Origin of the sequence: Aminobacter sp. MDW-2 (assembly GCF_014250155.1) — a bacterium.
In the GTDB taxonomy this organism is placed as follows: Bacteria; Pseudomonadota; Alphaproteobacteria; order Rhizobiales; family Rhizobiaceae; genus Aminobacter; species Aminobacter ciceronei.
This window is the reverse complement of sequence record NZ_CP060197.1, coordinates 4,243,254-4,255,840: the sequence shown is the minus strand read 5'-3', so window position 1 is coordinate 4,255,840 and position 12,587 is coordinate 4,243,254. Positions and strand designations below refer to the sequence as shown.

15 protein-coding genes and 1 tRNA gene are annotated in these 12,587 nt (G+C 62.5%); 7 read left to right on the top strand and 9 right to left on the bottom strand.

Going from position 1 to position 12,587, the window contains the following annotated elements; all coding sequences use genetic code 11:
- Positions 1 to 112: 112 nt before the first annotated feature.
- The 7 genes from H5P29_RS21055 (at position 113) to H5P29_RS21025 (ending at position 4,674) form a co-directional block, all read left to right on the top strand.
- The gene (locus H5P29_RS21055) at positions 113 to 655 is read left to right on the top strand and encodes a ubiquinol-cytochrome C chaperone family protein (RefSeq protein WP_067962955.1); all 543 of its coding nucleotides are present in this window, start codon (positions 113 to 115) and stop codon (positions 653 to 655) included.
- Positions 656 to 668: 13 nt separating this feature from the next.
- The gene (locus H5P29_RS21050; RefSeq protein ID WP_067962952.1) at positions 669 to 1,223 is read left to right on the top strand and encodes a DUF177 domain-containing protein; all 555 of its coding nucleotides are present in this window, start codon (positions 669 to 671) and stop codon (positions 1,221 to 1,223) included.
- Between the two features lie 105 nt (positions 1,224 to 1,328).
- A complete protein-coding gene (gene plsX, locus H5P29_RS21045) occupies positions 1,329 to 2,396 on the top strand; it encodes a phosphate acyltransferase PlsX (protein WP_182575607.1) in 1,068 nt (355 codons plus the stop codon).
- An 11-nt stretch (positions 2,397 to 2,407) separates the two neighbouring features.
- Entirely contained in the window at positions 2,408 to 3,379 is a 972-nt protein-coding gene (locus H5P29_RS21040) for a beta-ketoacyl-ACP synthase III (RefSeq protein WP_182575608.1), read from the top strand.
- Positions 3,380 to 3,507: 128 nt separating this feature from the next.
- Positions 3,508 to 3,831 (top strand): integration host factor subunit alpha, encoded by a 324-nt coding sequence (locus tag H5P29_RS21035; RefSeq protein WP_067962942.1) that lies wholly within the window; start codon positions 3,508 to 3,510, stop codon positions 3,829 to 3,831.
- Between the two features lie 117 nt (positions 3,832 to 3,948).
- Positions 3,949 to 4,488: a MerR family transcriptional regulator gene (locus tag H5P29_RS21030; RefSeq protein WP_067966704.1), complete on the top strand. Its 540-nt coding sequence runs from the start codon at positions 3,949 to 3,951 to the stop codon at positions 4,486 to 4,488.
- Between the two features lie 109 nt (positions 4,489 to 4,597).
- A tRNA-Pro gene (locus H5P29_RS21025) sits at positions 4,598 to 4,674 on the top strand.
- 185 nt (positions 4,675 to 4,859) lie between these two features.
- On the opposite strand, the gene H5P29_RS21020 is transcribed toward H5P29_RS21025, so the two are convergent.
- The 9 genes from H5P29_RS21020 to H5P29_RS20980 all read right to left on the bottom strand — a co-directional run bounded on the left by H5P29_RS21020 (position 4,860) and on the right by H5P29_RS20980 (position 12,401).
- Entirely contained in the window at positions 4,860 to 5,291 is a 432-nt protein-coding gene (locus H5P29_RS21020) for an HD domain-containing protein (RefSeq protein ID WP_067962940.1), read from the bottom strand.
- Positions 5,292 to 5,507: 216 nt separating this feature from the next.
- Positions 5,508 to 5,759, bottom strand: coding sequence for a hypothetical protein (locus H5P29_RS21015; RefSeq protein ID WP_067962937.1), 252 nt, complete (start codon positions 5,757 to 5,759; stop codon positions 5,508 to 5,510).
- Between the two features lie 298 nt (positions 5,760 to 6,057).
- Complete coding sequence (locus H5P29_RS21010) at positions 6,058 to 6,309, bottom strand: DUF1344 domain-containing protein (protein WP_067962934.1); 252 nt, start codon at positions 6,307 to 6,309, stop codon at positions 6,058 to 6,060.
- Between the two features lie 317 nt (positions 6,310 to 6,626).
- Positions 6,627 to 6,863: a DUF1344 domain-containing protein gene (locus H5P29_RS21005; RefSeq protein ID WP_067962929.1), complete on the bottom strand. Its 237-nt coding sequence runs from the start codon at positions 6,861 to 6,863 to the stop codon at positions 6,627 to 6,629.
- 475 nt (positions 6,864 to 7,338) lie between these two features.
- A complete protein-coding gene (locus H5P29_RS21000; protein ID WP_154385570.1) occupies positions 7,339 to 7,575 on the bottom strand; it encodes a DUF1344 domain-containing protein in 237 nt (78 codons plus the stop codon).
- A 233-nt stretch (positions 7,576 to 7,808) separates the two neighbouring features.
- A complete protein-coding gene (locus H5P29_RS20995) occupies positions 7,809 to 9,047 on the bottom strand; it encodes an O-antigen ligase (RefSeq protein WP_154385569.1) in 1,239 nt (412 codons plus the stop codon).
- Positions 9,044 to 10,579, bottom strand: coding sequence for an undecaprenyl-phosphate glucose phosphotransferase (locus H5P29_RS20990; RefSeq protein WP_067962920.1), 1,536 nt, complete (start codon positions 10,577 to 10,579; stop codon positions 9,044 to 9,046). Before H5P29_RS20990 ends, H5P29_RS20995 begins: the two co-directional genes overlap by 4 nt.
- A gap of 97 nt (positions 10,580 to 10,676) precedes the next feature.
- Positions 10,677 to 11,828: a glycosyltransferase family 4 protein gene (locus H5P29_RS20985; RefSeq protein WP_067962917.1), complete on the bottom strand. Its 1,152-nt coding sequence runs from the start codon at positions 11,826 to 11,828 to the stop codon at positions 10,677 to 10,679.
- Between the two features lie 6 nt (positions 11,829 to 11,834).
- Complete coding sequence (locus H5P29_RS20980) at positions 11,835 to 12,401, bottom strand: polysaccharide biosynthesis/export family protein (protein WP_067962914.1); 567 nt, start codon at positions 12,399 to 12,401, stop codon at positions 11,835 to 11,837.
- Positions 12,402 to 12,587: the final 186 nt, after the last annotated feature.

The following is a 12,587-nucleotide window of genomic DNA, read 5'->3' as shown; positions in this document are numbered from 1 at the left end:
CTGTCGTGCCAGAGCCCCTGCTTGCGCGAAGCCGCAAAACCGGTAAACCAGCTTGCGCGCCGATGCAACAAGGCCACTAAGCGAAACGGGTCCCCGGGAGACCGCCCTCAAAATGTTTAAGCGTCTGTTTGGCCGTGAACGCCAGGCCAATCGCGCCATCACCGAGGCGCTCTATACACGAATCGTGGCAGCCGCGCGGCAGGAACCTTTTTATTCCGCATGGAATGTTCCCGACACGCCGCTTGGCCGTTTCGAGATGCTTTCGCTGCACATGTTCCTGTTTCAGCATCGTTTGCGCGGCGAGCCGGGGGCTGCGGCCGACATCGCCCAGCGCCTGATCGACGAGTTCTTCCTCGATGTCGACCATTCGCTGCGCGAGCTCGGCATCAGCGACGTCGGCGTGCCCAAGCGCATGAAGAAGCTGGCCAAGATGTTTTACGGCCGCACAGAATCCTACAAGAACGCGCTCGAAGGCGATGATCATCCGGCGCTTGCCGCAGCACTTTTGCGCAATGTCCGCCCCGAGGTGCAGGACTGGCCGGAAGCCGCAGCACTCGCCGAATATGTCTTTGCGGCGAATCGCGCTCTTGCCGAGCAGCCATCGGAAGACATATGTGCCGGCAAATTGTCATATCCGGCGCCACAGGCAGCCTGAAGGAGGCCACCCCATGATGCCTGACGAGACCCAGAGTCCGGTTTCCTTCAAGGTCAATGTCGCCAGGCTGCCGCAGAAGGGCATGGCTGTAACAGTCGATGCCGATGCCGCCCAGCGTGCCGCATTGGCTGAGGTGCATGGCCTGACGTCGGTCGAACGCTACAAGGCGGACCTGCTTGTCACCAAGTGGAAGCGCAATGGCGTCAAGGTCCGCGGTCGGGTCCAGGCAGCGATCACCCAGGCCTGCGTCGTCACGCTTGAGCCTGTCGAGGCGGTGATCGACGAGGATGTCGAGGGCGTTTTCCTGCCCGAGGACTCCAAGCTTGCCAGGCAGGGCTTCAACGCGGCCGGCGAAATCCTGCTCGACGCCGAGGGCCCCGACGCGCCCGAAACCTTCACCGGCGACACCATCGATGCGGGCGCGCTGGCCGAGGAGTTCTTCGGCCTCGCCATCGACCCTTATCCGCGCAAGACCGGCGTCGCGGTCGCCAGTACTGACGATGACGATGTCGAGCCAGTCGAGAGCGAATTCCAGAAAAAGCTCCGCCTAATATCCAAGAAGCTTTGAAAACGCCTGCCGTTTCGCGTAATCCCGGTTGTGCGGTTGCCCAAAATCGTTACTTTCGCCGGACTTTTGCGTGCCCAGCTACGCCAACAGTGAGATGACCGACGCGTGATCAAGATTTCCATTGATGCCATGGGTGGCGATCACGGCCCTTCCGTGATCATTCCTGCCCTGGCCAAGGTCGCCATCAGGCGCACCGATATTCGCTTCATCATCTATGGCCGCGAAGAAGTGGTCCGTCCCGAGCTGGCCAAGTATCCCAAGCTTGCTGCCGTCAGCGAGTTCGTGCACTGCGAGGTCGCCGTGCGCATGGACGACAAGCCGAGCCAGGCGCTGCGCCAGGGGCGCTGGAAGTCGTCGATGTGGAAGGCGATCGAAGCGGTCAAGTCGGGCACGTCGGACGCCTGCGTCTCCGCCGGCAACACCGGCGCGCTGATGGCGATGTCGAAATTCTGCCTGCGCACCATGGCGACGATCGACCGCCCGGCAATCGCCGCCCTGTGGCCGACGGCGCGCGGCGAGAGCGTCGTGCTCGACGTCGGCGCCACCATTGGCGCGGATGCGCACCAGCTCACCGATTTCGCCATTCTGGGCACCGGCATGGCGCGCGCCCTGTTCGGCATCGATCGGCCGACTGTCGGCTTGCTCAATGTCGGCGTCGAAGAGATCAAGGGCCAGGAAGAGGTCAAGGAAGCCGGGCGCATGCTGCGCGAGGCCAACATGGCCTCGATGAACTACCAGGGTTTCGTCGAAGGCGACGACATCGGCAAGGGCACCACCGACGTGGTCGTCACCGAGGGCTTTTCCGGCAACATCGCGCTCAAGACCGCCGAAGGCACGGCACGCCAGATCGCCGGCTATCTGCGCGAAGCGATGAGCCGCACGCTGATGGCCAAGATCGGCTATCTCTTTGCCAAGGGCGCTTTCGACCGGCTGCGCGAGAAGATGGACGTGCGCCGCGCCAATGGCGGCGTCTTCCTCGGCCTCAACGGTATCGTGGTGAAAAGCCATGGCGGCGCTGACGCCGACGGCTTCGCCGCTGCCATCGAAATGGCCTATGATATGGTCCGGAACCGGCTGCTCGACCGTATCGAAGCAGACCTCGACCTGTTTCATGCACGCAACCCGCATGCTGCAATGGGTCGCCCCGCGGCCGCGGTCGAAGATCAGGAATAGGATTTTTCAACGTGATCAGATCAGTTGTGCGCGGCATTGGTTCGGCGCTGCCCCGCCGCATCATGAAGAACGCCGATTTCGAAGGCATGGTCGAGACCTCGGACGAGTGGATCGCCCAGCGCACCGGCATCCGCCAGCGCCACATCGCCGCCGACGACGAGACGACGGCCTCGCTCGGTGAGGCTGCGGCCCGCGCAGCGCTCGACAATGCCGGCCTGACGCCTGACGACATCGACCTGATCGTGCTCGCCACCTCGACGCCGAACAACACCTTTCCCGCCACAGCCGTCGAGATCCAGAACCGGCTCGGCATGCGCCATGGCTTCGCCTTCGACATGCAGGCCGTGTGCAGTGGCTTCGTCTACGCCGTCACCACCGCCGACCTCTACATCAAGGGCGGCCTTGCCAGGCGCGTGCTGGTGATCGGCTCCGAGACGTTTTCGCGCATTCTCGACTGGACCGACCGCTCGACCTGCGTGCTGTTTGGCGACGGCGCCGGAGCGCTGGTGCTGGAAGCTGAAGAAAGTGCGGGCACCATCGCCGACCGCGGCGTGCTGGCCGCCAGCCTGCGCTCCGACGGAACGCACAAGGACAAGCTTTATGTCGATGGCGGTCCGTCCACCACCGGCACTGTCGGCCATCTCAAGATGGAAGGCCGCGAGGTCTTCAAGCATGCGGTGGGCATGATCACCGACGTGATCGAGGACGTCTTCGCCCAGACCGGTGTATCAGCCGACACACTTGACTGGTTCGTGCCGCACCAGGCCAACAAGCGCATCATCGATGCCTCGGCCAAGAAGCTCGGCATTGCCGAGGAAAAGGCCGTCGTGACGGTGCATCTGCACGGGAACACGTCGGCCGCCTCGGTGCCGCTGGCGCTTTCGGCTGCCGTTGCCGACGGACGCATCAAGAAGGGCGACCTTGTCATGCTTGAGGCGATGGGCGGCGGTTTCACCTGGGGCGCCGTGCTCGTGAGGTGGTGAGCGCGCAGGCTCAGGCCTCCGCGCGGTGTCTTGAAAAGGTCATCGGATCGGTCCTTGACCTTGACGGATCAATTACTTAACCTCCGGCGCGTTGCTGGATTTCAGATATTGAGGATGGGGCCCGTCGCATGGGGGGAAAGACACTGACACGTGCCGACCTCGCTGAATCCGTCTATCGGAAAGTCGGCCTGTCGCGCACGGAATCGGCGCAGCTGGTCGAAACCGTTCTCGACGAAATCTGCGAAGCAATCGTGCGTGGCGAGACGGTGAAATTGTCGTCTTTCGCCACCTTCCACGTTCGCGACAAGAACGAACGTGTCGGCCGCAACCCCAAGACGGGTGAAGAAGTGCCGATCCTGCCGCGCCGGGTGATGACCTTCAAGGCATCCAACGTGCTCAAGAGCCGCATCCTGCGGGCTCACCAGAACGGCAAGTCCAAGGCCTCGAAGTAGGCAGCCAGCTCCCGATAATCCGGTTGATAGCCTGGTGCGTGATTCGCACCGGGCTTGAATGTTGTTGCCCAAAGCGCTGAAATGGATCACGAATCGTTTTTTGCGAAAGTGGCGACCATGGACAAGAGCCCCGACGCCTTCCGCACCATCAGCGAAGTTGCCGAAGACCTTGATCTGCCGCAGCATGTGCTGCGCTTCTGGGAAACCCGTTTCACCCAGATCAAGCCGATGAAGCGCGGCGGCGGCCGGCGCTATTACCGGCCGCAGGATGTCGAGTTGATCAAGGGCATCCGCCACATGCTCTACGAACAGGGCTACACCATCAAGGGCGTGCAGAAGCTGTTGCGCGACAATGGCAACCAGTTCCTGGTCGCCATCGGCAGCGGCGACATGAAGGCCGTCGAGGCAATCGCCCAGCGCAAGCAGGCCGAGGCGCCGCTGACGCCGGCAGCGCAGCCGCGCGGCCCCGATGAGGAGATGCTGGTCGGTGAGGCTCGCGCCAAGCCGAGCCGCCGCTTCTTCGGCCTGGGCAAGGGCGACGACGAGGGACCGGTGGCAGCCGATTCCGGCAAGCTGTCGCGCGACAACCGCGCCTTGCTGCAGGAGGCGCTGTTTGATCTGCTCGAATGCAAGCGCCTGCTCGACCAGGTTCGTTGAGGCCGGTCAGGCCGACTAGAATATTCTGCTCGCGAATGAAGAAGTTGGCGGGAAAGCCGACGAATTGGGTTGACCGAAGCGGTCATATCAAGATACATCGCGACCGGTCCGGAGTGTAGCGCAGCCCGGTAGCGCACTTGACTGGGGGTCAAGGGGTCGTCGGTTCGAATCCGGCCACTCCGACCATTAGAACAAAGACTTAACCGCCATCCCCCAGGTTGCGGTTTGCCGATTTCCCCAAGGTTTACATTTACCATCTCGCTTCGATCTTTTCGGCGTCGAGAATGGTTTGTCCGAGCCGTGCTGTCAGGCGCCGGGCCGTTGCAGCGGACGGTGTTGCCGTCGACTGCGGTGGTGCAGGTGGTCGGCGATCAGGATTGGCTCTCGGCGTCTGTCAGCATTTGAAGTGCTTCGCGGTAGCGATCGAGATGTTGCTCCCCAAGCCCAGCGGCCCGCACGCGGTCGGGGTTGGTGTTATCAAGGATGTCGGCGATCTTGACGCGTCGCGCGATCTCGTTGGCGCGCGCCCGCTTGATGAAGTCGACATAGGGCTCATCATCCCGGCGTGTGAGCGCGTCGACCGCTTGGACAACCACAACACCGAACCCCTTGCTCCGCAGTTCGTCCAAAGTGACATCAGTGTCTTCGACGACGTCATGCAGGACGGCGGCTATCCGTTCTTCGTCGCTGTTGACCGCAAGCATCACCCGGAGCGGATGCAGGATATAGGGCTGCCTCGCCTTGTCGACCTGGCCATGATGCGCGTTTGCCGCAACAAGGATCGCAGTAGTCAGGTCGCTCATGGCTTCTCCTGCCGGCGGGAATGGCGGTACCTTTGACCGTATCAGAGGGCGTGTGGGATTGCAGCAGGCCCCGGACTGGGCGGTTCGAATCCAGACACCGTGCCCATTTTTCGCTGCCCTGGATGGCACCTCTTGTCGAAAGGAAGAACGCCACGGACGCTGACTGGCGTCCATGGCGTTGTCTGCTACCTGCGGGGTGGGAGGATGGGCCGGACGCTAGCTTGCCGCGTCCACCATCACGGATTCGATCTTGGCGCCGTTGTCATGCTGGTCGATGGCCACCCGCTTTCCGGGAGCCAGCTGCGGCGGGATCGCGACGTCGCGCGGGATGGTGAAGCTCTCGCCATTGGTGAGCGTGATGACGCGGACCGCCGGGTTGAACTTGGCAACGGTGCCATCGACCTCGGTGGCAAGGGCTGCGCCCGACATGAGGGCGAGGGCGGAGGCGGCAAGGATGAGCTTTCTCATTGTACTTCTCCTGTTGCTTGATGACCAAAGCTTGGATCCGGGAGGGAGACGCCAATTGCTTTGTGCAGAGAAGAAACGGCCTGCCGTTGGTTTGGTTCGGTAAACAACTAACACGAATAGCTCACGCGCTTTTGTCGCTGTCACGGTGTCGCACCGGCTTGAAGTTCCGATCGCCCGAGAACTTTCGGGCAGAGGTCGGCCGCGGCCGGGCCGGGCGCAACAGGCGTGACCGGGTGCAACAAAAAGCCATGGGCGTGGAGTGCGCCCATGGCTTCACTGTCGTCTTGCCGTGGCGGGCTCACATCATGTCAGGGCCGGCCAGCACGTTGCGGATCTGGTCGCCTTCGTCGTTGAAGAGGATCGAGATCTTGTCGCCGACCTTGACCGAGGGCAGGGCGACATCGCGCGGGATGGTGTAGCTGTCGCCGCCCTGGAGCGTGATGACGCGGGTGTCGGCGTTGAAGCGGGTGACGACGCCGCTGGCGTCGGAGGCGAGAGCCGAGCCGGAGAAGAGTGCGAATGCGGCGGCAGCCAAGATGAGCTTATTCATGATCGTTCTCCTGATGGGGTTGTGCGAGGTGCTGCTTTTGCTGCGGGGCACCTTGCTGATACCGTCAACTACGATCAGCTGGCCGTGCTTGTTACACGCTGACAGGTAAACTCGAGACACGTTTCGATCACGCGAACGTGCCGCGGGATCGTTGAAACTCCGATGGCGAACGGCCGTTCGCGCGATTGTTTTCGCCTACGGACCCCGTGTCAGGCATGTCTTGAAGCGCAAAAAAAAGCCATGGGTGGGAGGACCCATGGCTTTTTGCTGAAGTGGCCAGCTTGTGAGGCAAGTCAGGCCGTCAAGGCTGTTCCGCCTTAGCGGAGAACGGCATTGACCTTGTCGCCTTCGTCGTTGAGCTGGATCGATACCTTTTCGCCAGCCTGGATCGCCGGGATGGCGACGTCGCGCGGGACGGTGTAGCTCTGGCCGCTCTCGAGCGTAATGACGCGCGCCTGCTCGTTGAACTGAGAAACAACGCCGTTCGCGGAGGAAGCAAATGCGGCGCCTGACATCATTGCGACAGCCGAAGCGGCGAGGATGATCTTCTTCATTGTTTTAGTCCTTTCAATGTTCGGTAGCGGATCAACGGTTCGTTGTTTTGTCGTTCCGCTTACCACTGATAGATAGGCACCTAACTTTTGGATTTCCATAGCTGGAGCGGTCACTCTCGGTCACAAAGCAGTCACGCCGAGTTGAGCCGGCAAACCGGTGCCGGACCGTTCACAAATCGGCGCAGTTGTGCGCAACGACCCTGGCGCAACATCGAGTCTGGTTGCGCCGTTGTGCGGATGGCTGTGGTCGCAGCCAGGCCCTGCGTGTCCGGATTGTCGTGCGTGTGTGGATTGTGGAGGCTTGCGGAGCGAAACTGTGCGTCCGTGTATGCTGTGTGAGGCAAGGTAGCGGTCGATGGGGCGGACCTGCGCTTCGTGCCGCGAGCCAAGCGTCGCAAACGAAAAAAAGCCACGGGTGGGAGGGCCCGTGGCTTTTTCGGTGGTATCGGCAGTTCAGGGATATCGCGGTTTCCGCTTAGCGGAGCACGCCCTGTACCTTGTCGCCTTCGTCGTTGAACTGGATCGAAACCTTCTCGCCGGTCTGGATCGACGGGATAGCAACGTCACGCGGAACCGAGTAGCTCTGGCCGCTTTCGAGCGTAATGACGCGAACGGCCGGGTCGAACTTGGCAACAACACCTTCTGCGGACGAAGCAAATGCCGAACCAGACATCAGAGTGATTGCCGAAGCGGCGAGGATGATCTTCTTCATGTGGGTATTCCTTTCTTTTTCGGTAGCAAAGCGGCGGTTGTTGTTTTTGCCGTCTCGCTGACCACTGTGAGATAGGCGCCTACCTTTCCGATTGCCATAGGCTGATCGGTCACTCTGATTCACAAAGCGGTCACGCTGAGTTGAGCCGGCAAAGCGGTGCCGGACCGTTCACAAAACGCGAATCTTGTGTGCAACGGGGCCCGTCGCCGGCGAGTCAGAAACCGGGCGAGGCGTCAGTAGGCGGGCGAGGTCTGGGCACGCTGGTGGCGGGCTTCGAGCGCGATCGAGCCCCAGATCAGGCCGAGCAGCAGGTAGAAGTGGCGCCAATGGTCGGTGTCGATGACGGTGCCGAGCGCGATATGGCCGAGGAAGACGACATAGGCCGACAGCAGATAGGGCTGCCAGGGCCGGTTGCGCAGCAGGATGCGGAACCCAGCGGCGACGGTCCAGACGATCAGCGAGAGGTAACTGGCAAAGCCGAGCCAGCCATAGTCCATCAGCGTCTTGAGCCAGATGTTGTGGGTGTCCTCGCCATAGATCTGGCCGAACACCAGCGGTCCGATGCCGAAGGGTTTCTCCGTCGCCAGGAGGAAGCCTATTGCGTAGCGGGCGAAGCGGCCGAGCCGCGCGCCGTCATAATCCTGGACGAGCTGGGCGCGCGTGGTGAACAGTTCTGCGATGCTGGGGATCTGCAGCACGATCAGCAGTGCGACGGTCAGCAGCGCGATGGCGGCAATGCTCATCACCACGATCCGCAGCCGGAACCTGCCGCTGTCGCTTTGCAGGAACAGGAAGCCGGTGAGCAGGATGGCCGAGGCGCCGAACAGCCCCCAGGCGCCGCGCGAGAACGACAGGAAGATGCCGCCGGTGACGATGAGCAGCGGCACCGCATAGATCGCCATCTTGAGCGGATTGCCGGTCAGCACGCGGTAGAGCAGGTAGATGCCGGGCAAGGTGAGGAAGGGCCCGAAGACGTTCGGGTCCTGGAAGGCGCCGGCGGCGCGGCCATATTTGGTGAACATCTCCGCCCCGGGCACGGCGCCGAAATAGCCGAGCATGCCGAGCACCGAGGTAACCACTGCCGACGCCACCCAGGACAGGAAGATCACCCTGAACAGCCTCGGATCGGCTTCGGTGACCGCGGCGAAGAAGATGGCGGTGAAGCCGAGGAACAGCGACACGGCGAGATAGAGCGGCGTGTTCATCAGCTCCGCCATCTGCGTCATCGCAATCATGCCGCCGATGTTGAAGGTCACGATCAGCACCAGCAACGGGGTGATGGCACGCGAAATGCGCAGGCCAAACAGCGACCACACCGCGATCAGCCCGGCCATGTAGAGTTCGTAAGGCGCCGGCTCGCGGATGACGAAACCCGACAGCAATACGCCCAGCGCAATGGCGCCGGTGGAGATGAGCCCGATCAGCTTGGCGTTGATCGCGGCCCGCGGCAGATCATAGCTGATCGCGCTCAATAGGCGTTTTCCGTGTCGAGCAGGCGGATCGGCGTCAGGAACAGGATCTTGATGTCGAACCAGAGCGACCAGTTCTCGATGTAGTAGAGGTCGAACTCGGTGCGCTTGCGGATCTTCTCGTCGGTGTCCATCTCGCCGCGCCAGCCATTGATCTGGGCCCAGCCTGTGACGCCGGGCTTGACCTTGTGGCGGGCGAAGTAGCCGTCGACCACTTCATTGTAGAGAAGGTTGTGCGACTGCGCCGCAATCGCATGCGGGCGCGGGCCGACCAGGGACAGGCTGCCGAACAGCGAATTGAAGAACTGTGGCAGCTCGTCGATCGAGGTCTTGCGGATGATGCGGCCGACGCGGGTGACGCGCGGGTCGTTCTTGGTCACCGTCTTTTTCGCCGAGGGGTCGGACAGCTCGGTGAACATCGAGCGGAACTTGTAGACCTCGATCACCTCGTTGTTGAAGCCGTGGCGCTTCTGCTTGAACAGCACCGGGCCCTTGCTGTCGAGCTTGATGGCGATCGCGGTTGCCAGCATGACGGGCGAAAAGACGACGATGCCGAACAGGCTGAAGATGATGTCGAAGGCGCGCTTGGCGACCGAATCCCAGTCGTTGATCGGCTTGTCGAAAATGTCGAGCATCGGCACCGCGCCGATATAGGAATAGGAGCGCGGCCGGAACTGCAACTGGTTGGAGTGCGCCGACAGGCGGATGTCGACGGGCAGCACCCAGAGCTTCTTGAGCAGCTGCAGAACCCGGGTTTCGGCCGTCAGCGGCAGCGACACGATCAGCATGTCGATGCGCGCGATGCGGGCGAATTCCAACAGTTCCGAGACGGTGCCGAGCTTGGGATAGCCGGCGACGATCGGCGGCGAGCGCCGGTCGTCGCGGTCGTCGAAGATGCCGCAAATGCGGATGTCGTTGTAGGGGTGCTGCTCGATCGAGCGGATCAGCACTTCGGCTGCCTTGCCGCCGCCGACGATGACTGCCCGCCGCTCCATGCGGCCGTTGCGGGCCCAGCGCCGGATGACCCGTGCCATGATCAGGCGTTGGACGACGAGCAGCGCCAGCCCGATGACGAACCAGCTGCCGAACAGCAGGCGCGAAAACTCCGCCGAAACCTTCATGAAGAAGGCGGTGACCGCCATCAGGGCGAAGGTGGTGGCCCAGCACAGCGCCATCCGTCCCAGCGAGACGCCCGGCCGCATCAGCGACTGCAGCTGGTAGCAGTCCATGATCTCGAAAAGGACGATCGCGGCCAGCGAGGCGGCGAGGATGACCAGCGGATATTGCCAGCTCAGATGGCCGAGGAATCCGACGTGATAGGCATAGAGTGCCAAGCCCGTGACGAAAAGCATGCCGAATTCGGTCAGGCGCAGGATGCCGCTGAGCATGACCGGGGACATGGTGTCGCGACGGTACTGCGCTGCCACCTCTTGCGCGACATTGCTCAGCTTGGCCTTGTCGGTCGATTTGCCGTCGCCGTCAGCCGCCTTCACGGCTTCCGGGGTGAAGCGGCGCTTTGGGTCGAAGTTGTTCATCGTCGTCGATCTGTTGGCCGGTCGCCCGTTTGCCAGATTGACATATCAAAGATGAGCTAAGAAACCCTTGAGCAACAAAATTGTCTTGTAGCGTATTTCAGGCGCGTTTTTTCGGCAGCGCGGAGAAGTAGGCTTTCTCGACTTCGCGGGCCATCACGTCGACGCCGAAACGGGCCTTGAGCTCGGCGGTGTCGGGCATCGCGGCGGCATAGGCAGCAGGCGACCGGAAGGCCTCGATCATCTTCAGGCTGATTTCGCCAGCGTCCGGATTGACCAGCGCCGGCGACCGGGCTCCGAGAATCTCCGGAATGCCGCCCACGGCGGTCGCCACGATCGGCTTTGCGGCGGCAAGTGTCTCGAGCACGATGTAAGGCATCGCCTCGGCGCGCGACGGCACGACGACGAAGCGGGCAAGCGCAAATGCCTGGCGCGCCGGCATCGGCGCAAGGAAGCGGATCTTGCCGTCGAGCTCAAGCCTTTCGACCTGCGCGTGGTAGCGCGGCAGATCCTCGCCGTCGCCGACCATGACAGCGGTGACGTCCTTGTCGAGTTCCTGCCTTGCCGCCTTCACCGCGTCGATGAACATGTCGGGACCCTTCAGGTCGCGCATCATGCCGATGTAGAGAAAGTCGGCGGCATCGGGCTGAGCCGCTACCGGTTCGAATTCCGCGTCGCGCAGGCCGTTATAGACCAGGCTGTTGGGCACGCGCGGCTCACCGACCTTGCGGATGAAGGTGCGGCGTTCGTAGTCGGAGACGAACAGCAGATGATCGGTGAAACGCTCCATCAGGCGTTCGAGCCCGAAGAACAGCTTTCCGGTCATCGTCCTTTCGTCATAGTGCAGAGTGCCGCCATGCGGCGAATAGAGGCGGGCCACGCAATACCTTGAAACCCGCAACAGTGAGCCGAACGCACGCGCATAGGCACCACCCTTGGCGCCATGCCCGTGCAGCACGTCCGGCCGCAATTCCTTGATGATCTTGTAGGTGCGCCAGCCCGCCGCGATGTCGCCTGGCCCGATATGACGCTGCATCGACGTGCGCCTGATGCCGAGCGCCAGCATCGGCCGGATCGCCTCGAACAGGCGCTCCTCATGCTCGCCGCCGGTGGTCGAGTCGCAGATGATGCCGACCTGGTGGCCGGCGGCCACCTGGGCTTCGGTCAGATCACGCACATGCCTGAAGATGCCGCCGACCGGCGACCTGAAGCAATGGACGATCCTGAGCTGGCGGGGCGGGGTCTGCTGCACGGCGGCTTAGAACAGCCGCTCGCGCACGTAGATCGTGTCGCCGGGCAGAAGCGGGTCCGTGGTCAGCACGCGGCCGGTCATCACCTTGCCGTTGATGTCGCGGGTGATGTCGACATTGCCCTGGTTGGCGCGGGCGCTGTAGCCGCCGGCCATGGCCACGGCCTTCTGGACGGTCAGGCCGGGAACATAGGAGTACTGGCCGGCCGCACCCACTTCGCCCATGACGAAGATCGGCCGGTAGCGATCGACCTCGACGGAAACGTCGGGATCGCGCAGATAGCCCTGGCGCAGCTTGGCGGCCAGCGCCTTTTCGACCTCTTGCGCAGTATAGCCGCGCGCCGGGACGCCGCCGACGAGCGGGAAGGAGATGTAGCCCGACTGGTCGACGCTGTAGGTGTTGGTCAGGCTTTCCTGCTCGAAGACGGTGACGCGGATGCGGTCGCCGGCGCCGAGACGGTAAGGCTGGTCGAGCACTTCATGAAAGGCAGCAGGCGCGGGGCGGTAGCTCGAGCAGCCGCTGACGACCAGCATGGCTGCGAGAAGCGCATGGCAAATGGGAAGGGAGCTTTTCATTTCTGCAGACACACCTTCGACGGCTTGCCGCCATGCAGCGGAGTATTGGTTCGCGCCAGTTATCGACTTGTTAGGGTTAATGCCCGGTAAAGGACGTGGCCCATCTTGCATGGCCTGGGTTGTATATGAGGTTGCGCCGTTAACGCATGGGTTACCATGTTTGTTTACCGTGCAGTCTGCTCAGCC

Bases quoted from the DNA above. Each gene is read 5' to 3' on its own strand.
- H5P29_RS21055 (WP_067962955.1), top strand. From the start codon at position 113: ATGTTTAAGCGTCTGTTTGGCCGTGAACGCCAGGCCAATCGCGCCATC.
- H5P29_RS21050 (WP_067962952.1), top strand. From the start codon at position 669: ATGATGCCTGACGAGACCCAGAGTCCGGTTTCCTTCAAGGTCAATGTC.
- H5P29_RS21035 (WP_067962942.1), top strand. From the start codon at position 3,508: ATGGGGGGAAAGACACTGACACGTGCCGACCTCGCTGAATCCGTCTAT.
- H5P29_RS21030 (WP_067966704.1), top strand. From the start codon at position 3,949: ATGGACAAGAGCCCCGACGCCTTCCGCACCATCAGCGAAGTTGCCGAA.
- H5P29_RS21020 (WP_067962940.1), bottom strand. From the start codon at position 5,291: ATGAGCGACCTGACTACTGCGATCCTTGTTGCGGCAAACGCGCATCAT.
- H5P29_RS21015 (WP_067962937.1), bottom strand. From the start codon at position 5,759: ATGAGAAAGCTCATCCTTGCCGCCTCCGCCCTCGCCCTCATGTCGGGC.
- H5P29_RS21010 (WP_067962934.1), bottom strand. From the start codon at position 6,309: ATGAATAAGCTCATCTTGGCTGCCGCCGCATTCGCACTCTTCTCCGGC.
- H5P29_RS21005 (WP_067962929.1), bottom strand. From the start codon at position 6,863: ATGAAGAAGATCATCCTCGCCGCTTCGGCTGTCGCAATGATGTCAGGC.
- H5P29_RS21000 (WP_154385570.1), bottom strand. From the start codon at position 7,575: ATGAAGAAGATCATCCTCGCCGCTTCGGCAATCACTCTGATGTCTGGT.
- H5P29_RS20990 (WP_067962920.1), bottom strand. From the start codon at position 10,579: ATGAACAACTTCGACCCAAAGCGCCGCTTCACCCCGGAAGCCGTGAAG.
- H5P29_RS20980 (WP_067962914.1), bottom strand. From the start codon at position 12,401: ATGAAAAGCTCCCTTCCCATTTGCCATGCGCTTCTCGCAGCCATGCTG.